The sequence below is a fragment of the Mycobacterium sp. PTI7 genome, assembly GCF_056679845.1.
In genome coordinates, this window is record NZ_CM155252.1 from 4,486,370 (window position 1) to 4,505,625 (window position 19,256).

20 protein-coding genes are annotated in these 19,256 nt (G+C 71.1%); 3 read left to right on the plus strand and 17 right to left on the minus strand.

The genetic code is table 11. The features are described 5' to 3' along the window. The first annotated feature begins 122 nt into the window (after positions 1–122). The gene (locus tag AC1MEY_RS21610; RefSeq protein WP_480227433.1) at positions 123–1,055 is read left to right on the plus strand and encodes a class I SAM-dependent methyltransferase; all 933 of its coding nucleotides are present in this window, start codon (positions 123–125) and stop codon (positions 1,053–1,055) included. 3 nt (positions 1,056–1,058) lie between these two features. Here the strand turns inward: AC1MEY_RS21610 and AC1MEY_RS21615 are convergent, their stop codons facing one another. The 6 genes from AC1MEY_RS21615 to AC1MEY_RS21640 form a co-directional block, all read right to left on the minus strand. Beyond that, entirely contained in the window at positions 1,059–1,952 is an 894-nt protein-coding gene (locus AC1MEY_RS21615) for a DMT family transporter (RefSeq protein WP_480227434.1), read from the minus strand. 64 nt (positions 1,953–2,016) lie between these two features. Further along, positions 2,017–2,292: a hypothetical protein gene (locus AC1MEY_RS21620; protein WP_480227435.1), complete on the minus strand. Its 276-nt coding sequence runs from the start codon at positions 2,290–2,292 to the stop codon at positions 2,017–2,019. A gap of 110 nt (positions 2,293–2,402) precedes the next feature. Further along, a complete protein-coding gene (locus AC1MEY_RS21625; protein ID WP_480227436.1) occupies positions 2,403–3,494 on the minus strand; it encodes a phosphotransferase in 1,092 nt (363 codons plus the stop codon). Further along, positions 3,464–4,681, minus strand: a complete 1,218-nt coding sequence (locus AC1MEY_RS21630) for a cytochrome P450 (RefSeq protein WP_480227437.1) — start codon at positions 4,679–4,681, stop codon at positions 3,464–3,466. Before AC1MEY_RS21630 ends, AC1MEY_RS21625 begins: the two co-directional genes overlap by 31 nt. A 96-nt stretch (positions 4,682–4,777) precedes the next feature. Further along, positions 4,778–5,821, minus strand: a complete 1,044-nt coding sequence (locus AC1MEY_RS21635; RefSeq protein ID WP_480227438.1) for a LacI family DNA-binding transcriptional regulator — start codon at positions 5,819–5,821, stop codon at positions 4,778–4,780. A gap of 18 nt (positions 5,822–5,839) precedes the next feature. Further along, the gene (locus AC1MEY_RS21640) at positions 5,840–7,132 is read right to left on the minus strand and encodes an MFS transporter (protein ID WP_480227439.1); all 1,293 of its coding nucleotides are present in this window, start codon (positions 7,130–7,132) and stop codon (positions 5,840–5,842) included. A gap of 360 nt (positions 7,133–7,492) precedes the next feature. Between AC1MEY_RS21640 and AC1MEY_RS21645 the strand changes: the two genes are divergently transcribed. After that, positions 7,493–9,406 carry a DNA gyrase subunit B gene (locus AC1MEY_RS21645; RefSeq protein WP_480227440.1) on the plus strand — a complete coding sequence of 638 codons (1,914 nt, stop codon included), beginning with the start codon at positions 7,493–7,495 and terminating at the stop codon, positions 9,404–9,406. A gap of 90 nt (positions 9,407–9,496) precedes the next feature. Here the strand turns inward: AC1MEY_RS21645 and AC1MEY_RS21650 are convergent, their stop codons facing one another. Both AC1MEY_RS21650 and AC1MEY_RS21655 read right to left on the minus strand, forming a co-directional pair. Continuing rightward, positions 9,497–9,925: a type II toxin-antitoxin system Rv0910 family toxin gene (locus AC1MEY_RS21650; RefSeq protein ID WP_480227441.1), complete on the minus strand. Its 429-nt coding sequence runs from the start codon at positions 9,923–9,925 to the stop codon at positions 9,497–9,499. A gap of 46 nt (positions 9,926–9,971) precedes the next feature. Next, on the minus strand, positions 9,972–10,997 hold the full coding sequence (locus tag AC1MEY_RS21655; protein WP_480227442.1) for an esterase family protein: 1,026 nt from the start codon (positions 10,995–10,997) through the stop codon (positions 9,972–9,974). Positions 10,998–11,287: 290 nt separating this feature from the next. Between AC1MEY_RS21655 and AC1MEY_RS21660 the strand changes: the two genes are divergently transcribed. Then, positions 11,288–11,659, plus strand: coding sequence for a heme-binding protein (locus tag AC1MEY_RS21660; RefSeq protein WP_480227443.1), 372 nt, complete (start codon positions 11,288–11,290; stop codon positions 11,657–11,659). 7 nt (positions 11,660–11,666) lie between these two features. On the opposite strand, the gene AC1MEY_RS21665 is transcribed toward AC1MEY_RS21660, so the two are convergent. From AC1MEY_RS21665 to AC1MEY_RS21705, 9 genes are all read right to left on the minus strand, one after another. Beyond that, the gene (locus AC1MEY_RS21665; protein WP_480227444.1) at positions 11,667–12,515 is read right to left on the minus strand and encodes a rhomboid family intramembrane serine protease; all 849 of its coding nucleotides are present in this window, start codon (positions 12,513–12,515) and stop codon (positions 11,667–11,669) included. A gap of 16 nt (positions 12,516–12,531) precedes the next feature. Then, positions 12,532–13,341 (minus strand): acyl-CoA thioesterase, encoded by an 810-nt coding sequence (locus AC1MEY_RS21670; RefSeq protein WP_480227445.1) that lies wholly within the window; start codon positions 13,339–13,341, stop codon positions 12,532–12,534. 40 nt (positions 13,342–13,381) lie between these two features. Next, positions 13,382–13,798 (minus strand): hypothetical protein, encoded by a 417-nt coding sequence (locus AC1MEY_RS21675; RefSeq protein WP_480227446.1) that lies wholly within the window; start codon positions 13,796–13,798, stop codon positions 13,382–13,384. 1 nt (position 13,799) lies between these two features. After that, positions 13,800–15,038, minus strand: a complete 1,239-nt coding sequence (locus AC1MEY_RS21680; protein WP_480227447.1) for a DUF58 domain-containing protein — start codon at positions 15,036–15,038, stop codon at positions 13,800–13,802. Continuing rightward, positions 15,035–16,003 (minus strand): AAA family ATPase, encoded by a 969-nt coding sequence (locus tag AC1MEY_RS21685; RefSeq protein WP_480227448.1) that lies wholly within the window; start codon positions 16,001–16,003, stop codon positions 15,035–15,037. Before AC1MEY_RS21685 ends, AC1MEY_RS21680 begins: the two co-directional genes overlap by 4 nt. Further along, positions 16,000–16,482, minus strand: coding sequence for a hypothetical protein (locus tag AC1MEY_RS21690; protein ID WP_480231610.1), 483 nt, complete (start codon positions 16,480–16,482; stop codon positions 16,000–16,002). Before AC1MEY_RS21690 ends, AC1MEY_RS21685 begins: the two co-directional genes overlap by 4 nt. Then, positions 16,482–17,447 (minus strand): DUF4129 domain-containing protein, encoded by a 966-nt coding sequence (locus AC1MEY_RS21695; RefSeq protein ID WP_480227449.1) that lies wholly within the window; start codon positions 17,445–17,447, stop codon positions 16,482–16,484. The genes AC1MEY_RS21690 and AC1MEY_RS21695 overlap by 1 nt, the downstream gene beginning before the upstream one ends. A gap of 63 nt (positions 17,448–17,510) precedes the next feature. Beyond that, positions 17,511–18,686, minus strand: coding sequence for an alpha/beta hydrolase (locus tag AC1MEY_RS21700; RefSeq protein WP_480227450.1), 1,176 nt, complete (start codon positions 18,684–18,686; stop codon positions 17,511–17,513). A gap of 11 nt (positions 18,687–18,697) precedes the next feature. Continuing rightward, entirely contained in the window at positions 18,698–19,171 is a 474-nt protein-coding gene (locus AC1MEY_RS21705; protein ID WP_480227451.1) for an SRPBCC family protein, read from the minus strand. Positions 19,172–19,256 lie beyond the last annotated feature (85 nt).

The window sequence follows — 19,256 nt, forward strand, 5'->3', positions numbered from 1 at the left end:
AACGTTAGCAAAACTAAAGATATGCCCCTGTGTTTGACCTGGCAGTTTCCTGTGAGGAATAGCCGGGACCGGGTTGTTCGTTATGCTGGCTAAATAATCAGGGGACGACGAGAGGACGATTCATGGCACGCACCGAGGACGACACCTGGGACCTCGCGACCAGCGTCGGAGCGACGGCCACCATGGTCGCGGCCGCCCGGGCGATCGCGACCAACGCCGACAAGCCACTGATCGACGACCCGTTCGCCGAGCCGCTCGTCCGCGCGGTCGGTGTGGACTTTCTCACACGGTGGGCTGCCGGTGAGATCCGCAGTGAGGACATCGACGTCGAGGGCATGGGCTGGGGCCTGAGCCAGATGCCCGCCGCCATGGCCGCCCGCACCCGCTACTTCGACCGGTTCTTCGCCGACGCCGCCGACGCGGGGATCCGTCAGGCCGTCATCCTGGCCTCCGGATTGGACGCGCGCGCCTACCGCCTCGACTGGCCCGCCGACATGACGGTGTTCGAGATCGACCAGCCGACCGTCATCGAGTTCAAGTCGGTCACCATCGCCGGCCTGGGCGCCGAGCCGAAGGCCGATCTGCGTACCGTCGCGATCGACCTGCGCGAGGACTGGCCCACCGCACTGAAGGACGCGGGCTTCGACCCCACCAAGCCGTCGGCATGGATCGCCGAGGGTCTGTTCGGCTACCTGCCGCCCGAGGCGCAGGACAGCCTGCTCGACGCGGTCACCGAGCTGAGCGCGCCGGGCAGTCGGATCGGCAGCGAGGCCGTGCCCAGCCAGCCCGAGGGCGAGGTCGACGGCATGCGCGAGAAGATGAGTGCGGCCACCGCCAAGTGGCGCGAGCACGGTTTCGACCTCGACTTCACCGAGCTGACGTTCCACGGCGAGCGCAACGACGTCGACACCTACCTGGGCGCACGTGGCTGGACGTCCGTCGGCACGCCGATGGGTGAACTGCTGGCCGCCAACGGCTTCCCCGCGATCCCGGACACCGAGGACGATCAGGCGACCATGAACGCCGTCGTCTACTACACCTCGACGCTCGGCTAGACGCTAGGACGCGCGCCGGGTGGCCTCGAGTTCGAGTTCGGCCTCGTAGGCCCCCTGGTCGCGTCCCAGCGCCACCGACGCCGCCGTCATGGCGGCGATCGCGAACGTCAGCGCGATCGCCTCGTACCGGCCGGCGTTCAGTTCCTCGCCGAGCAGGATCGCGCCGAGGAACACCGCGACGACGGGTTCGAGCACCAGCATCGTCGGCACCGACATCTGCAGCGCCCCGGCATGGAACGCCGACTGCTGCAGCAGGACCGCGAACACGCCGAGGATCACCAGTGCGTACGGCGCGGGCGTGATCATCGTGCTGAGGAAGCCCCGCTCGTCGAGGGTGTGCATGACCACCTTGGTGAGCACGGCGACGACGCCGAACAGCACCCCGACGGCGATCGCGACGGCGACCGCGCGCTGCCAGCCCTCGACGCGGACGGCGATCACCACGCAGAGCGCCACGATCGCGGTGCAGACGCCCGCCACGACGGCGATCACCGGCAGCGTCGCGACGGCGGCCTGCGGACCCGGCCGCGCGAGGAGGACGAACACGGCCAGCGACGCCGTCAGCACGCCCGCCCACAGCCACTCCGAGCGACGGACGCGGCGATGGGCCAGCCGCGCGCTGAGCGGCAGCGCGAACAGCAGCGCCGAGACCAGCAGGGGTTGGACCAGGAGCAGCGATCCCTTGATCAGCGCCAGCGCCTGGAAGACATAGCCGAGGATCGCGACCGCGGTGCCCGCCCACCACAGCGGGCGGCGCAGCAGCGTGCGGAACATGACCACGCTGACGCCTTGGTCGGACGGCACGTCGATGGTGGCGCGCTGACGGACGACGATCCCGATGGCCATCGCGATGGCGGCGCACAGGGAGAGGACGACGACGAGCCCGTGGGTCAGCAACGTCCTGGGCTTCCTCTCACTGGTTCAGCGACAATCCCCGTCGCTTCCACCGTAGAGGTTGTCGTCAGACTGCTTCGAGTCGAACGGGCCGCTCGGGGTCCGGATCCGGCGTTCCGGTCGGGTCGATCCTGTCGTTGACCCGGGTGACCACGGAGTCCACGCGGTGCACGGCGGCGTCGCAGAGATCGCGGACGCGCTCCCCCGCGGTGTCGACGTCGTCGGCCGCACTGAGGAGATAGGACCGGAGGTTCACCCGCAGCCGGTCGCCGACCAGGCGAACCCGGCGCCGCAGGCGTTCGTCGACGTCGAGCGTGACGTAGGGCAGTACTCGAATTGCCATGGTCTGCTCCAGAGAGTGGGGCGTGAGGTCGAGGTCGTCTCCAGGTTAGCGAAGGTGGCGTGGTTCACAACGTGACGTCCCTCGCGTGACATCCGTCAAGTTCTCCGAGGTCACATCAGGTCGGCGATCGCCGCGCCCGTCTGGAGGTCCTCGTAGGCCGCGGCGTACCGCTGCGCCAGGGCGAGCGCGATGTCCGGGCGCTGCCACAGTTCACCGGCGCTGGCGGTGCACAGCCACAGCGTCAGGCCGTGCGCTGCCGACGCGCGGTACCGCAGCCACACCTCGTCGGCGGACGGCAGTTCGTCGGCGGGCAGGTCGAGGGCGTCGCGATAGGTCTCCAGCAGCTCGCGCTCGTGGGCGCGGCGGTCCGCGGTGGTGATCGCGCCCTGCAGGAAGTAGCCGAGGTCCAGGCCGAAGTTGCCGCGCCGGGCCACCTGCCAGTCGAGGAAGCCGACGGTGCCGTCCGGCGTCAGGTAGGTGTTGCCGACGTGCGCGTCGCCGTGCAGCAGCGTCGCCGGGCCGGTGGTGAGCGTGCGCACGTAGGGCTTCCACACGTCCTCGACGAGGGCGTCGATGGTGAGCGCGTGCACCGAGGCGGGCGCGTCGTCGCCGAGTCGCTCCAGGGCGGCCGGCAGCGGCGCGTACTGCATGCCGTCCCACGGCGCGAACGGCTCGAGCCACGCCAGCTCCGGCCGCTCCAGTCGTGCGCCCCAGAACCGGCCGTGCAGGCGCGCCAGCCCGCGCACGCCGTCGGCCGCCTGCTCCGGCGTCAGCGGTCGGGTGGCGTCGCGGGGATCGGCGCCGCGGGCCGTCAGGTCCTCCATGACGAGCATGAAGTCCTCGGCCGCCTCGTCGATGGGCGCCGCGTACACCAGCGGATGTTCCAGCGGCAGTTCGACGTTCGAGCAGAACAGCCGCGGCTCGTGCAGCAGCCCGCTGGTCATCTTGATCATCGCCCGGTGGTCCGGGTCGACGGCCTTGACGAACACCGTGGCCGGACCGGACCCGGCCGAGTACGTGATCGCCAGGCGTGCGCGCCGGTTGGTGCCGTCGTCGCGCATGGCGACTGCCACGGTGTCGACGACGACGCCGGGCTGGTGCGCCGCGAGCGCGGCGCCGAGCCACTCCGGGGTGATGTCACCCCAGTCGGCGGGGACGACGACGGCGGCGGTCACCCGACGAACGCCGGCATCGAGTCCCATCCCCGCACCGTCGAGGTGGGCGACAGCGCGGCGTTGGGCAGGTCGACCTCCCACTCCGGGAAGCGCTTGAGGATCTCCTCGAGGGCGATGCGGCCCTCGAGGCGCGCGAGCGCCGATCCGAGGCAGTAGTGCGTGCCGACGCTGAACGCCAGGTGCTGACGCTGTTCGCGGTGGATGTCGAAGACGTCGCCGTCGGGCGGGAACTGGCGGCTGTCGCGGACCGCGGCGCCGATCAGCATCATCATGATGCTGCCCTCGGGCACCGTGCGACCGTGGATCTCGACATCGCGCGTGACGTAGCGGGCGACGTGCGGCGCGGGCGGCTCGAAGCGCAGCAGCTCCTCGACGGCCTGCGGGATCAAAGCCGGGTTCTGGGCGAGTTCCCGGCGCTGGTCCGGGTTCTCGGCGAGCACCTTGCCCGCCCAGCCGATGAGGCGGGTGGTGGTCTCGTTGCCCGCGCCGGCGACCACGTTGATGTAGATCAGCAGTTCCTCGCGGGTGAGCGTGCGGGTGACGCCCTCCCAGTCGGTGAACTCGACGTTGAGCAGTTCGGTCATGATGTCGTCGGACGGGTTGTCCCGGCGCCAGTCGATGTAGGCCTCGAAGATGGAGCCGTCGACCAGGCCGTCCTGCGCGGCCGACATCGGTTTGCCTGCCTCCGTGCGCATCTGGGCGTTCGCGTGGTCGCGGATCATCTCCTGGTCGCCCTCGGGGATGCCGAGCAGGGCGCTGATCACCTTCATCGGCATGATGGCGCCGAGGTCGGTGACGAAGTCGAAGCGGTTTCCGCCGACCAGCGGGTCCAGGGCCTGCGCGCAGTACTCGCGGATCCTCGGCTCCAGTGCGCTGATCTTGCGCGGCGTGAACATCCGGGCCAGCAGCTTGCGGTGCGTCGTGTGGATCGGCGGGTCCTCGAAGATCAGTGCGCCCGAGGGGATGTCGATGTTGGCCTTGATCAGTTCGATGATCGCGCCGCGCGCCGAACTGAACGTCTCATGGTCGACGAGCGCCCGGTTGACGTCGGCGAACCGGCTGACGGCGTAGAAGTCGTGGACGTCGTTGTAGTACAGCGGCGCCTCCTCGCGCAGCCGCGCGAACACCGGGTACGGGTCGGCGTTGATCTCGACGTCGTAGGGATCGAAGTACAGGTCTCTGGTCGCTGCGTCGACGGTTGCCGAATCGGTCACGTGCTCACTCCTCGAGGGTCCGCCGCCACCCGGCGCCGGGTGCGCTTACACGCGTAAGCTACACGGCTGAGCGACCGCCCGACAAGGGTCGAGTGGTCAGGTGGTCTCGCGCACAATCAGGTGGGCCACGTTCGCGCTGCTCGGCTCCCGCACCGACGGATAGCCCAGCTCGGCCATCATCGCCGCGACGGACACGTCGACGATGGTCTCGGCGTCGAAGCCCACCGAGGTCAGCGGTGGTGCGCTGACCGCACCCAGCGGCCGGGCGTCCACGCCCATCACCGCCAGGTCCTCGGGGCAGCGCAGACCGGCCCGCCGGATGCCGTGCAGCGCCACCATCGCGGTCTCGTCGCTCTCCGCGCACACGGCCGTGACCCCGTCGGCCACCCATCCGGTCACCACCTCGGCGGCGTTGGTGCCGTCACCGCGCAGGACGCCGGTGGTGATCCCGCCGAGGCCGCGGGCGTCCGCGGCGGCGCGCAGACCGGCGAGCCAGTACTCCCCCAGCGGCCGCACCTGCTCGACGTCGGAGAACGCGAACGCAAGGCGGCGGTGTCCGCGCGCGGCGAGGTGGTCCACCCGCATCTCCCCGATCGTCAGGTGCAGTGCGCCCATCGCGTGCAACTGGGCGCTGCCGAGGTGGATCTGCGGGATGCCCGCGGCCGTCACCGCGTCCAGCGCCGCACCGCGCAGCGGAAACACACCGGTCACGGCGATCGGGTTCAGATCGGCGATGGCGTCGACCACGTTGCGGCCGTCCTCGGTCTCGAACTGCAGCGACAGCACGACGCCGTGCCTGGCCAGCGCCGCCGTCAGCCGGCTGCCCACCTCGATCAGCAGGTCGCCCAGCGAGATGCGCGGCACCACGTAGAGCATCACGCCGCTGCCCCCGCGGGCGAGGTTCCGCGCGGCCAGGTTGGGCCGGTACCCGAGTTCCTTGGCCGCGGCGCGCACGGCCGCCCGGGTCTGCGCGGAGATCGTCTGGCCGGTCACGTCGTTCAGCACGTAGGACACGGTGGCGGGCGACACCTTGGCCAGGCGCGCGACGTCGGCTTTCGTCGGCCGCGCCGACTTGTTGGACCCGGTCGGCCGCGCCGACTTGTTGGACCCGGTCGGCCGCGCCCCGTCCTTCGCGCTCACACCGCACATCGTGGCACGTCAGGTACGCAACCTGGTGCCCGCCGTCTCCCGGAGCCCCAGCACCGTCAGCAGCGACAGCAGGGCGGCGCCCATCAGGTAGAACGCAGGCGCGAGCGCACCCGTCGCGCCGGTCAACCACGTCACCACGTAGGGGGTGGTGCCGCCGAACCCCGCGACCGCGATGTTGTAGCCCACCGAGAACCCGCTGTAGCGCACGCGGGTGGCGAAGAGTTCGACGCCGGCCGTCACCGCCGCGGAGATGTACACCGACTCGATCGCGGCGAGCAGACAGTGCGCGGCGATGGCCGCCGTCAGCGACCCCGAGTTCAGCAGCAGGAACAGCGGATACGCGGCGACCACGAACAGTGCCGACCCCGCGATCAACATCGGCCGCCGGCCCACCCGGTCCGACAGCGCCGCGAACGGAAGGATCAGCACCAGCGCGGTCAGGCTCGCGAGCGTGATCGACGTGAACGACGCGGTCCTGGAGTAGTCCAGGGTCTTGATGAGGTAGGTCGGCAGGAACGTGAACACCACGTAGTAGCCGACGTTGAAGATCAGGAACAGCCCGATCACCTGGAGGATGGCCGTCCACGACGTCCGCACGGCCTCGCGCAGCGGCCGCGTCGCGACCTCGTCGAGGGTGCTCAGCCGGGTGAACTCCGGGGTGTCGTCGAGACGCAGCCGGATGTACAGGCCCACCAGTCCCAGTGGCGCCGCGAGCAGGAACGGGATCCGCCAGCCGTAGGACTCCATGGCGGCGGCGGGCAGCGCGGCCTGCAGCACCGTCACGGTGATCGAACCGAGCAGGAAGCCGACCACTCCCGACCACGCCATGAACGTCACCGTCAGACCGCGGCGCTCGTCGGCGGCGTACTCCGCGAGATACACTGCCCCACCGCCGTATTCGCCGCCTGCGGAGAAGCCCTGCAGGCACCGGAAGAACAGCAGCAGCAGCGGGGCGGCCACCCCGATCGCGTCGTAGGTGGGCAGTAGGCCGATCGCCACCGTCGCCGCCGACATCAGCAGAATCACGATCGCGAGCACCCGCTGCCTGCCGAGCCGGTCGCCGAGCGGGCCGAACACGAACCCGCCGAGCGGCCTCGCGAAGAACGCCGCCGCGAAGATCGCGAAGGTGTTGAGCAGCGCGGCGGTGTCGTCGCCGGCGGGGAAGAACTCGGCGGCGATGAACGTCGCGAGGAATCCGTAGATCGCGAAGTCGAACCACTCCACCGCGTTTCCGATGGAGGCGCCGACGACGGCCTTGCGCACGGCGGCCGGTCGCGCGGTCGTGGGCGGCGTCGTCGACATGGCGTCCTTCCGTCGGGTGCTGTGGCGCAACAGGATACGCAGAGCGGAACCGGCCGCGGCCGTGAACGGAAGTAGGCGAAGTGCTTAGCCCCCCCCTCGCCGAACGTTGGTTACCGCCACGGTTCCGGCCGCGAACCGTGACACGACGCGACACTCGGCGAAGCGCCTGAGCGGCCATCTCGCGTTTCGGGTATCGAATGACCACGGGGCGCTCCTGGCAACTCCCAGGCATCGCCGCCAGGGGGCTCGAATGGCGTCCTGAGATCGTGTCCGAAACGCCCGTCTTCGCGTAGACTTGAGGGGTACCGCGGCGCGGCCACGCCGCCTCTCACCTGCGACGATCCCCGAGGAGACACGGCGATGGATGCTGCCCGAAATCAGGACGCCTACACCGGAGATTCTATCCGGATACTGGACGGTTTGGACGCCGTCCGCAAACTCCCCGGCATGTACATCGGGTCCGTCGACGAGACGGGATTGCACCATCTGGTGTCGGAGATCGTGGACAACGCGGTCGACGAGGCGATGGCCGGTCACGCCACCCGGATCGACGTCCGACTGCTGGCCGACGGCGGCGTCGAGGTCGCCGATGACGGCCGCGGCATCCCCGTGGACCTCCACTCGTCGGGCGTCCCGACGGTCGACGTCGTCATGACCGTGCTGCACGCGGGCGGCAAGTTCGGCGACAAGGCGTACGGCGCCTCGGGCGGTCTGCACGGCGTCGGCGTCTCGGTGGTCAACGCGCTGTCGACCCGTCTCGAGGTGGACGTCCGCCGCGACGGCTATCAGTGGTGCCAGACCTACGACCGCGCCGTCCCGGGGACGCTGCGCCGCGGCGGGCCGACCGGGGCGACCGGCACCGCCGTCCGATTCTGGCCGGACGGCGGCATCTTCGACGTCACGCGATTCGACGCGGACACCGTCGCGGCCCGACTCCGCGAGGTCGCCTTCCTCAACGACGGCCTGACCGTCACACTCGCCGACGAACGCGGGGACGGGCAACCACCCCGGACCTTCCGCTACCGGAACGGTCTGACCGACTTCGTCCGCGAACTCACCACCGCACCCATCCATCCCAGCGTGATCCGCTTCGCGGCAACGACTCCGGAGCACGCGGTGGACGTCGCCCTGCAGTGGAGCGGCGGGTACGGCGACGCCGTCGTCCGCAGCTTCGCGAACACCGTCCCCACCCGCCGGGGCGGCACCCACGACGAGGCCTTCCGCAGCGCGCTCACCGCGGCGGTGAACGCGCATGCGCGGCAACGCAACCTGCTCAAGCCCCGGTCACCGGTGCCGAAGGGGGACGACGTCCGGCAGGGGTTGACGGCGGTCGTCTCGGTCCGGGTCGCCGCGCCGCAGTTCGAGGGTCAGACCAAGGGCGCGCTGACCAACAGGGAGATCCGGTCGTTCGTGTACTCGGTCTGCTACGAGCAGCTGGCGGGCTGGCTCGACCGCAATCCCGCCGAGGCGAAGATCATCGTGGCCAAGGCACTGCGCGCCGCCCGCGATCGGGCAGGCGTCGACGCGTCGCGCGCGAAGCGAATGACCGTCGGCGGGCTCCCCGGCAAGCTGGCCGACTGCCGATCGACCGACCCGGTGCGCTCGGAACTGTATGTGGTCGAGGGTGATTCGGCCGGTGGGTCGGCCAAGAGCGGCAGGGACTCGGAGTTCCAGGCGATCCTGCCGCTGCGCGGGAAGATCATCAACGTCGAGAAGGCACGGCTCGACCGGGTCCTGAAGAACACCGAGGTCCAGGCGATCGTCTCGGCACTGGGCACGGGCATCCACCGCGACTTCGACATCACCGGACTGCGCTATCACAAGGTGGTGCTGATGGCCGACGCCGACGTCGACGGGCAGCACATCTCCACGCTGCTCCTCACGCTGCTGTTCCGGTTCACCAGGCCGCTGCTCGAGGGCGGGCACGTGTACCTCGCCCAGCCGCCGCTCTACAAGCTCAAGTGGCAGCGCGCCGCCCCGGAGTTCGCGTACTCCGACCGCGAGCGCGACGGGCTGCTGGCGGCGGGACGGGCGGCGGGCCGGCGGATCAACGCCGACGACGGCATCCAGCGCTACAAGGGTCTCGGCGAGATGGATGCGAGCGAACTGTGGGAGACGACGATGAACCCGGCCGTGCGGGTGCTGCGCAGGGTCACCGTCGACGACGCCGCCGCTGCCGACCGGTTGTTCTCGATCGTCATGGGCGAGGACGTCGAGGCGCGACGGCTGTTCATCACCCGCAATGCGCGGGACGTCCGCTTCCTGGACGTCTGACCGGAGCCGCGAGACTGCTGTGAGATCGTCGCCGGGCGCCGAATCGCGATCTCACAGCAGTCTCGGCGGGAGAGGTGTCTCCGGAAGGCGTCAGCTCAGCGCGGCGAGGTTGTTGACCGACTTCTCGACGTCGCCGCGGAGCACGCGTGCGCACAGGGCGCCGATCGGGCCGTCGAGCAGCGCGCCGTGCAGGCCCGCCTTCAGGTGGAACGTGGTGCCGGGCTGGTTGTCGTCGATCGTCATGTGCAGGTCGATGTGCACCCCGCCGCGACCGGTGCCGCGCATCTCGATGCGGTGCGGCTCGTCGTACTCCGTCACCTCCCAGTGGATCGTGTTGCGGAAGCCCTTGACCTTGATCAACGACGACACCGTGGTGCCCTTCTCGACGACCTCGGGCACCGGGCTCTTCCATCCGCCGAAGATCGTCAGCCACTCGTCGAAGCGTTCGAGGTTGCTTGCGAGCACCCACGCCCGCTCGGGCGAGAGGGCAGAGGTTACGGACACGTCAACGGTCGCCATGCACCACTTGTACCCGACTGACGCCGGATCGACCCGCCGAGCGCGGTTACGGGACCGGAATCGGCGCCGGCGCGGGTGCCGGCGGGGGCGGCGGAGGCGGCGGCAGGGCGGCGCCCAGCACGCGCTGCAGATCCGGCTTCATCGCCTGCAGCTGAGCGCCCCAGTAGCCCCAGCTGTGCGTGCCGTTGGCCGGGAAGTTGAAGATCGCGTTGCGGCCACCGGCGGCCACGTACCGCTTCTGGAAGTCCTTGTTGGTGTTGATGGTGATGTTCTCGAGGAACTGCGAGCTGTAGGCCGTGCCGAAGTCGCCGGGTGCGTCGAGGTCGGACGATCTGCCGTTGCCGCAGTACACCCACACTGCGGTGTTGTTGGCCACCAGCATGTTGATGTTCACGGTGGGGTCGTTGCGGCGCCAGGCCGGATCGCTCGTCGTCCCCCACATGTCGGTGGCGTTGAAGCCGCCGGCGTCCTTCATGGCGAAGCCGATCATGGTGGGCCACAAGCCCTGTGACGGGTTGAGGAAGCCGGACAGCGACGCGGCGAAGATGAACTGGGCGGGATGCCAGGTCGCCAGCGTCAGTGCGGCGCCGCCCGCCATCGACAGGCCCACGACGGCGTTGCCGGTGGGTGCGATGCCACGGTTGGCGGCGAGCCAGCCGGGCAGCTCCTGGGTCAGGAACGTCTCCCACTTGTAGGTGACCGGGCCCGCGCTGCCGACGGCGGGCCGGTACCAGTCGGTGTAGAAGCTGGACTGCCCGCCGACGGGCATCACCAGCGACAGGCCCGATTCGTGGTACCACTCGAAGGCGGCGGTGTTGATGTCCCAGCCGCTCGCATCCTCCTGCGCGCGCAGGCCGTCGAGCAGGTAGACCGCGTGCGGACCGCCGCCCTGGAACGTCACCCGGATGTTGCGTCCCATCGACGGCGACGGCACGTCGAGCTGCTCGATGGGCAGACCGGCACGGGAGTAGGCGCCGGCGGTGGGCGCCTGCGCCGCAGTCACGCCGATCAGCGCGGGCAGCGTGAGTGCTGCGAACAGGACGGCCGCCAGCCGCTTCAGCTTCAACAACACCGGATGCACTCCATTCGTCCTACGTCGATTCCCCGGCAACGTAACAACGGCCTCATCAGACACACCCGCCCCACGCGGGCCGAGATCAGCTCGTTATCGAGGCGTATCGCGATCGATGGCCGACCGTGCCGACTCCAGGTGAGATGAGTCCGCGCTGTGCACCGTCGGGGAAGCACCTGTGAATCACCTTGGGCGGGCCGACACGGGCGCCGGAGGTCGGCACACTTCGATCAACAGGAAAGCAGCGATCAACCGGAAAAGCGGCGATCAACCGACGAGAGGGTCACGCCATGACACGTTCCACCACCCAACGACTCACCGGCGGCGCCGTCGTCGGCGGCGGCCTGCTGGGCGCGGCGCTGTTCGGCGGCATCGCACCCGCCCTCGCCGACGCCGATCCCGGCGCCAACCCGCCGAACTGCAGCGCCGCCGACCTCGAGGGCGTCCGCGCCGGGGTCTCGGCGTCGACGTCGGCGTACCTGTTCACCCACCCCGACCTCAACGCCTACGTGTCGACGCTCAGCGGGATGCCGCGCGAGGACGTCGCGCAGAAGACGCAGGGCTGGCTGGCGCAGCATCCGCAGGAGCAGGCCGAGGTGGCCGGCATCCGTCAGCCGCTGGTCGACATCAAGGACCGCTGCGGCGCACCGCCCGCGCCGTGACCGACCGCTAGCCCAGGCCGAGCAGGATGCCGTCGGTCCGCCAGTAGACCAGCGCCGCGAACAGCACCAGCAGCGCGATCGTGACGCCCGCCTGCACCAGGTTGCGATTCGCCCGCGGCGCGTACCCGTACGCCCCGGCGATCACGGCGCCGGTGAGCAGGCCGCCGACGTGGCCCTGCCAGCTGATCGCGGGCACGACGAACGTGATCACCAGGTTGATCACGATGATTATCACGATCGGCCGCATGTCGAAGTCGAGCTTGCGGGCCAGCACAAGCAATGCGCCGAACAGTCCAAAGATTGCGCCGGACGCACCAACGGTTTCCGTCTCGATCGGCGTCATCAGGTACACCAGCACCGACCCGCCGAGGGCACTCACCGCGTACACCCCGAGGAACCGGAGGTGCCCGAGCGCGGCCTCCAGCGCGGGTCCGGTGAAGTACAGCGCCACCATGTTGAACAGGATGTGCGTGATGCTCGAGTGCAGGAAGGCCCAGGTCACCAGCCGGTAGAACTGATCGTCGTAGGCGATGTCGGTCGGTTTCAGGAGGAACTGCCGGCTCACGTCGTCGTTGGCATTCTGGAAGACGAAGGCCACCACGTTCAGCGCGATCAGGACGTAGGTCACCAGCGGCCGCGAGACGGGCCTGCCGCCGAACGCGGTCACCGGTTGCCGCACCGAGCGGGCGGCGGCCCCGATGCACTCGGGGCACTGGTGTCCCACCGGCGCCTGCCGCATGCACTCCGGGCAGATCGGCCGCTGACACCGGGTGCAGTGCACGTAGGTCGGCCGGTCCGGATGCCGGTAGCAGGTCGGCGGCACGCCCTGCGGCGACTGTTGGTACGGGTAGCTCACGTCACCACTCTTCCAGCTAGAACCGCCAAAGCGCTTCCTGGGTGGTGCTCGCCACCAACGCGCCCGAGACCGAGTAGAGCGAACCGGCCACCAATCCGCGGGCGTCGCTGTTGGTCAGCGACCGCACCTCGTAGCGGTGCCACTCGTGCGGATCGAACGGGCGGTGAAACCACACCGCGTGGTCCAGGCTGGCGGCGTACCCGACGTGCGGGTCGAGCGGCACGCCCGGTGGGCGCGCGACGGGCACGGGACCGAAGTCGGACAGGAAGGTCAACGCGCAGGCCCGGATCAGCGGGTCGTCCTCGATGGGGTCGCGGGTGCGGATCCAGAACGGCGGCACCGCGAACGCCGAGTCGTCGCCGGGGGTGACCCGCATGTCGAAGCGGTCCGCGAAGCCCAGCGTCGGCGTCTTGAGCACCGCGTCGTCGAACTCGAGCGCGGGTACGACGGGCGGCTGCCAGTCGGCGGCGTCCTCGGCGCGATGGAACGACGCGATCATCTCGAGGATCACCTTGCCGTGCTGGACGGCGGTGACGCGGCGGTTGTCGAAGGACCGGCCGTCGCGGGTGCGCTCGACGCGGAGTTCGACGTCGACGCCGTACTGCCCTCCGCGCACGAAGTACAGGTGCAGCGACTGCGGCAGCTTGTCGGGCTCGACGGTCGCGCCGGCGGCGGCCAGGGCCTGCGCCGCGATCAGGCCGCCGAACAGCCGGTCGCCCGGCCCGCGATCGGGGTTGGGAGCGATGAAGACGTCACCGCGTCGCTCGAACCGCAGGAGCCGGGCGATCCAACTTCGCCCGCCGGCGCCGGAATTGACAGGTGTCATCGAATGGCACCCTAGCCGACGGCGGGCGTCGGATCCGCGCTCAGTCGAGCGGGAGGAACGGCCGCGCGACGACGCCGAAGACGACGACGACCGCGAACGGCGCCACCACGGGCAGCCACGCGACGTCGGCCGGGACGAGCGCCGCGAGCGTCGCGACCGCCGACGCTCCGAGCGCGCCCAGCACCGTCGGCGCGGTGACGCCGCCCTCGCCGCCGTGGCGGGTCACCAGGTACGCGGCGGCCGCCAGGCCGGCGAGCGCGGCGACCAGGGCGGGTGGGTCGGTCAGAATCAGCAGCGCGACCACGCACCCCACGGCGACGGTAGCCGCTCCCGCCCAGCGGATCCCGGCGGCCACCGCCACGGCCGCTCCGGCCACCAGCGCGATCAGCCGACCGTCGACGCCACCGGCCGCCGCGGCGATCATCAGCAGCCCGAAGGCCGGTGACAGCGCGCGCACGTCAGCGCCGCCTGGCGGTGCGCCGCCGGTGGTCGGGCACGAGGTGCATGACGTGGTCGAGCGCCGAGTCCGACGGCCAGGCCACGACGTCGACGCCCACGGTCGCCATGTCGCGGTACATGAACGACCGCTGCTGCGACCACATCCGGTGCACCAGCGGGTCCTGGTCGTCGCCGAACGGCGCGCCGGACAGCACGTCGACCGCGATCACGACGTGTCCGAGGCGGCACAGGTCGATCAGGGCTAGCGCGAAGTCGGTGTCGAGCAGCGTCGAGAACGCGACGACGATCGCCCCGGACGGCACCGACGCCCGCGGCGCCAGCGTGCCGGTCGAGCGCTGGTGGCCGTCACCGGCGCCCAGCACCGCGTCCAGCACGCGGTAGAACTGCCTGCGGCCGATGTCGGGCGGCAACCACCGCGGGGTCCCGCCGAGCGCGACGACGCCCGCACGGTCGCCGCCGCGCAGCGCGCTCTGGACCACCTGCACCGCCCCGCGCGCGGTCCGCTCGGTGGCCGCCGTGGCCGGACCGGTCGGCTGGTCGTAGGTGTCGACGAGCACCACGACGTCGGCGGCGCGCTCGCTGAGCCGCTCGGTGACGTGCAGGCTGCCCCGGCGCGCGCTCACCGGCCAGTTCACCGTGCGCAGGTGGTCGCCGGGCACGTAGGTGCGGATGCCGCCGAACTCGACGCCGCGGCCGATGCGGGCGGTGATGTGCGTGCCGAGCCGGTCGAGGAGTTCGGTGCGCGGCAACGCCGTCGACTCCGCGGGCACCAGTGGGAACACGAACACGCTGCCCGCCGTGGCGGCGCCCGTGCCGGTGAACAGCCCGCCACGGCCGTCGACGCTCACGTGCACGTCGAGCGGGTACCGTCCCCAGCGCTCGGCGCCTGCCGTCACCGCGATGCGGCCGTCGTCGCGCCGGGTGGCCGCGCAGCGCAGCCCGTCGGCGCCGGTGACGGCCACCTCGACCCGCGAGCCGTCGTCGGCGGTCGCCCAGACCACCAGGTGCACGTCCTCGGTCTCGAAGCACCGAAGAACAGCGGGTTCGGCGTGCACGACGACGGTCGGGCCCCGCCGCTGCCAGGCCAGCGCCGCCAGCACGCCGGCCAGCGGGGCGACGAACACCGCCACCTGCCACGCCGCGGTGAGCACCGCCGCCGCCAACCCGAACGCCACGCACGTCACCAGCGCGCGGGTCAACGACGATGCGCGCCAACGGAGTTCGACGGGTGTGCTCACGCGCCACCCGTGCGCGGCACCGGCACCCGCTTGAGCAGTTCCTCGACGACGTCGACACTGCGCACCTGACGCACCCACATCTCGGGTCGCAGGCTGATCCGGTGGGCCATGGCGGGCACGGCCAGCGCCTTGACGTCCTCGGGGATCACGTAGTCGCGGCCGGCGAGCAGCGCGCGGGCACGCGCGAGCTGCACAAGGTCCAGCTCGGCACGCGGGCTGGCGCCGACGGCGACCTGCGGGTGCTGCCGGCTGGCGTTGGCGAGCGACACGACGTACTGCAGGACGTCCTCGTGCACCGTCACCCGTTCGACCGACTCGCGCATCGCGAGCAGGTCGGCGGCGTCGATCACCTTGTCGACCGTCGCCTCCGGAGTACCGCGGTCGAGCCGGCGCCGCAGCATCGAGACCTCCTCCGCCGCGGACAGATAGCGCAGTTCGAGCCGCACGGTGAAGCGGTCGAGCTGCGCCTCGGGCAGTGGATAGGTGCCCTCGTACTCGATCGGGTTGTCGGTGGCGAGCACCACGAACGGCTGGTCGAGCCGGTGGGTCACGCCGTCGATGCTGATCTGCCCCTCGGCCATGGCCTCCAGCAGCGCGGCCTGGGTCTTGGGCGGCGTCCGGTTGATCTCGTCGGCGAGCAGCAGGTTGGTGAAGATGGGGCCGGGCCGGAATTCGAAGCGGCCCGAACGCATGTCGTAGATCGTCGAGCCCAGCAGGTCCGCGGGCAGCAGGTCGGGGGTGAATTGCACGCGGGTGAACTCGAGGCCGAGCGCGGCGGCGAAGCACCGGGCGATCAGCGTCTTGCCCAGGCCGGGCAGGTCCTCGATCAGAGCGTGTCCCCGGGCGAGGACGGCGACCAGGATCAGCTCGAGCGCCGGCCTGCGGCCCACCACGACCCGCTGCACCTCGTCGAGCACGGCCTCGCACGCCGCGGCAGTGGTTGCGGCGCTGGACACCTCGGTCATATTCGCTCCAACCGTCGAAGTAGCTCGTCGAGCACGGCGCGGCCGGGCCCCGGTGCGTCCCGCCCCTCGGTGGCCACGGCATCGGGGTCCACCCACACCCACAGCTCGTCGCCGAACACCATGCGCGCGGTCGCGTGGAAGCTCGCCGCGTTCTTGGATCTGCGCTGCCCGGTGGCCAGTTCGAACTGCCGGGCGAGCACGGGTCGGAGGTGCTTGTCCCAGTCGGCTCGGCTGGCGTCGGCCCACGCGACCAGGGTGTCGGTGCGGGCGAGCCACCGCCGCAACGTCTCCGACGGGTCGCGCGACGTCGACTCGTCGACGGGGGCGGGCACGTCCCGCACCACCCACCAGCGCAGCGTGACGAGGACGACGGCCGCCGCGGCACCGCCCGCCCAGGCGATCACCGACCTGTCCGGCACCGCGAGCACCGCCACCTCGACGACGGCGATCAGCAGCAGCGCGGCCGCCAGCAGCCGCATCACGTGACGCCGCCCAGCTCGTCGAGCACGCGGCGCAGCACGTCGACGGCGGATTCGCGGTGCCGTTCGGTCATCACGTGCGGGCTGAATCGCGCCTCCTCGAACAGGTCCACCAGTTCCGTTGCGCTGTCCGGGCGCAACGCGTTCAGGTCGACGGCGCGCGCCAGCACCTCGGAGGCGGTGTCGAAGTCGCGGGGGCTGGCGCCGGGGACGCGGGCCAGTTCCCGTTCCATCGCCACCCAGCAGGCGATGATCGAACTGCGGGGGTCGCGGGTCAGGTCCTCGACGGCGGCGAGGCCCACCTCGGCCGCGCGGGCCAGATCCTCGGACTGGGTGTCGGGGCGCTGCTCGTGTTCGACGTCGGGGGCGGCGGCCACCGCGGTGCGGGGGCGACGGCGCGCGGCGGCGACGCTGCCCGCGACGACCACGACGAGGAAGGCGGCCGTGGCCACGTAGAAGTAGCCGAGCAGGTTCCAGTCCCGTTCGGCGGGGACCCGCGCGGGATCCGGCGGTTCGGGCGCGGCAGGCGGCGGGTCGGACGGCGCCGTCTCGACCGCCGCGTCGGGCGCGGCCCCGCCCGAGGGGGTGTCGAGGGTCAGCCGGCTCAGCATCGCGACGAGCAGTACCCACAGCAGGATCGCCCCGAACGCGATCAGCACGGTCCGGCGCGACGACCCGCCCCCGTCGGCGCGCACCCAGTCGAGGCGGCCCGTGACCCGTACCGCGGCGGGCGTCGGCCGCCGCAGCCGGGTGAGCACCGCGACGGCCACCGCCGCCACCGCGGCGACGAGCAGCACGATGACGACCACGCCGGCCACCGGGTCGTCGGGGGTGCGTTCGGGCGCGGCGGGCGCGCCACCGGGAACGTGGCCGCGCAGCGCGATCGTGGTGAGCGCGAGGAACCCGACCGCGATCGATGCGGACGTCGTCGCGCGCCCCATCGACGGGTCGGTCGTTCCGGCCATCGCAGACCTCCCGGCGACCGTGGCCGCTCGCGTCCTGGTGAGGACTCGATCGTAGGCCGACCGTCAGGGTCCCTGGCCGTGGTCGCGCAACCACGATGCCGTCAGTTGCCGGAAGGCCTGCTGACCGATGCTGCCGGGCCGGGCGTCGAAGACGTGGTCGGCGTACGGCACCGACACCACCCGCACGTCCAGGCCTGCGTCACGGGCCTGGTCGGCGAAGCGGTACGCGCCGTCGACGGGCACCAGGTGGTCGGTCGCCCCGAGCAGGATCAGCACCGGCGGCGCGCCGGGCCCGATGTAGGTGGCCCCGGCGACGGCGGCGAACCGCTCGGGGAACTCGGTGGGCGACCCGCCGAGGTACGCCGCCGCGAATCCGCGGGACGTATCGCCGAGTACCGGGTCGGGGTTGTCGTAGACCGCGGCGGGGTCGACGGCCGGATAGAGCGTCGACACCGCCGACACCCGTGGCATGGTGCCGGCGCACGACGAGTTCGCGGGCTCGCGGGCCGAGAGATAGCCGACGTTGATGGCGAGGTTGCCGCCCGCGGAGTCACCGCTCAGCGACAGTTTCGCGCCGTCGCCGCCGTACCTGCCGGCGTTGGCGGCCACCCACGTGAGCGCGCATCCGATCTGCGACTGCACGACGTCCCACAGGTGCCGCTGCGACGACGAAAACGAGTAGCCGACCGAGATGGTCAGCCACCCGCGGTCGGCGAACCAGCGGAAGTCGGCGGCGTGGGCGTTGCGCTCGCCCGCCACCCATCCCCCGCCGTGCACGAAGACGAGCACCGGTGCGGGCGGACCGCCGGGTGCCGGCCGGAAGACGCTCAGCCCCAGGGGTTTCCCCTCGAACGTGCCATACGTCTCGTCGGCGTCCGGTGCCGCACCGGGTGCCGACCACACGGACAGGGTGTCGAGCAGGTCGACGCGCGCGCCGGCGTCCTCGACGGCGGACACCTGGCGGGCGATCACGAACGAACCGCCTGCCGCGGTGAGCACGGCGACCGCGATCAGGGCGACGGCGGTCCGCGCCCGGCGCCACCGCCACAGCGCGATCGGCGCCGGCACCATCAGTACGGCGGCGATCACGAACCACGACATCACCGGCGGGACGAATCCGGTGGCGAGCCCGAGCATGGGCACGTCGTACAGCAGCGTGCCTGCGACCCCGAGCGCGAGCACGCCGAGGATGCCCGCGACGAGGGTCGTGGCGACGGCGGCCAGGACCCGCGCCCGCACGGTCGTGCCGGTCAGGTGCTCGGGTTGGCGGCGGCCTCGCGCTCGGCCGCCGCGATCAGCCGGAGCGAGATGACCTTGATCGCGCCGCCGAGGACCGCCCGCATCACCGGGCCGGTGCCCGGCACGCCCTCGGTGAACCAGCCCCGCCACGTCAGATCGGTCCCGCCCGAGGCGTTCGGGGTGAAGATGGCCTCGCCGTGGTAGCCGACGGCGGGCGTGCTCGGGGCGATCAGCGTGTAGACGTGCCTGCGGTCCTGTTCGTACTCGACGGTCTTCTCGAGCATGACGACCGGCCACAGCCCGACCTTGCGCACGGCGCCGACGCCACCGGGGGCGGGATCGCCCTGGGTGTCCCAACTGGACTGGAAGACAACGGGCTTGGCCCATTCGCTCCAGCGCGCACCGTCGGTCTCGAGGCGGAACAGCGTGGCCGGTGGGGCGGTACTGGTCCGCGTGACCTCGAACGTGAAGGTCTTGCCTGCCATGTCGCCTCCGGAGGTCGCGGTCGTGATCGATCCGAACCCTACCGGAGCCGATTCCATGCTAAATCCGTGTTACGTGCGTGTTACG

Coding starts and splice junctions, on each gene's coding strand:
- AC1MEY_RS21610 (WP_480227433.1), top strand. CDS start 123: ATGGCACGCACCGAGGACGACACCTGGGACCTCGCGACCAGCGTCGGA.
- AC1MEY_RS21620 (WP_480227435.1), bottom strand. CDS start 2,292: ATGGCAATTCGAGTACTGCCCTACGTCACGCTCGACGTCGACGAACGC.
- AC1MEY_RS21625 (WP_480227436.1), bottom strand. CDS start 3,494: ATGGGACTCGATGCCGGCGTTCGTCGGGTGACCGCCGCCGTCGTCGTC.
- AC1MEY_RS21640 (WP_480227439.1), bottom strand. CDS start 7,132: ATGTCGACGACGCCGCCCACGACCGCGCGACCGGCCGCCGTGCGCAAG.
- AC1MEY_RS21645 (WP_480227440.1), top strand. CDS start 7,493: ATGGATGCTGCCCGAAATCAGGACGCCTACACCGGAGATTCTATCCGG.
- AC1MEY_RS21650 (WP_480227441.1), bottom strand. CDS start 9,925: ATGGCGACCGTTGACGTGTCCGTAACCTCTGCCCTCTCGCCCGAGCGG.
- AC1MEY_RS21660 (WP_480227443.1), top strand. CDS start 11,288: ATGACACGTTCCACCACCCAACGACTCACCGGCGGCGCCGTCGTCGGC.
- AC1MEY_RS21670 (WP_480227445.1), bottom strand. CDS start 13,341: ATGACACCTGTCAATTCCGGCGCCGGCGGGCGAAGTTGGATCGCCCGG.
- AC1MEY_RS21685 (WP_480227448.1), bottom strand. CDS start 16,003: ATGACCGAGGTGTCCAGCGCCGCAACCACTGCCGCGGCGTGCGAGGCC.
- AC1MEY_RS21690 (WP_480231610.1), bottom strand. CDS start 16,482: ATGCGGCTGCTGGCGGCCGCGCTGCTGCTGATCGCCGTCGTCGAGGTG.
- AC1MEY_RS21695 (WP_480227449.1), bottom strand. CDS start 17,447: ATGGCCGGAACGACCGACCCGTCGATGGGGCGCGCGACGACGTCCGCA.
- AC1MEY_RS21705 (WP_480227451.1), bottom strand. CDS start 19,171: ATGGCAGGCAAGACCTTCACGTTCGAGGTCACGCGGACCAGTACCGCC.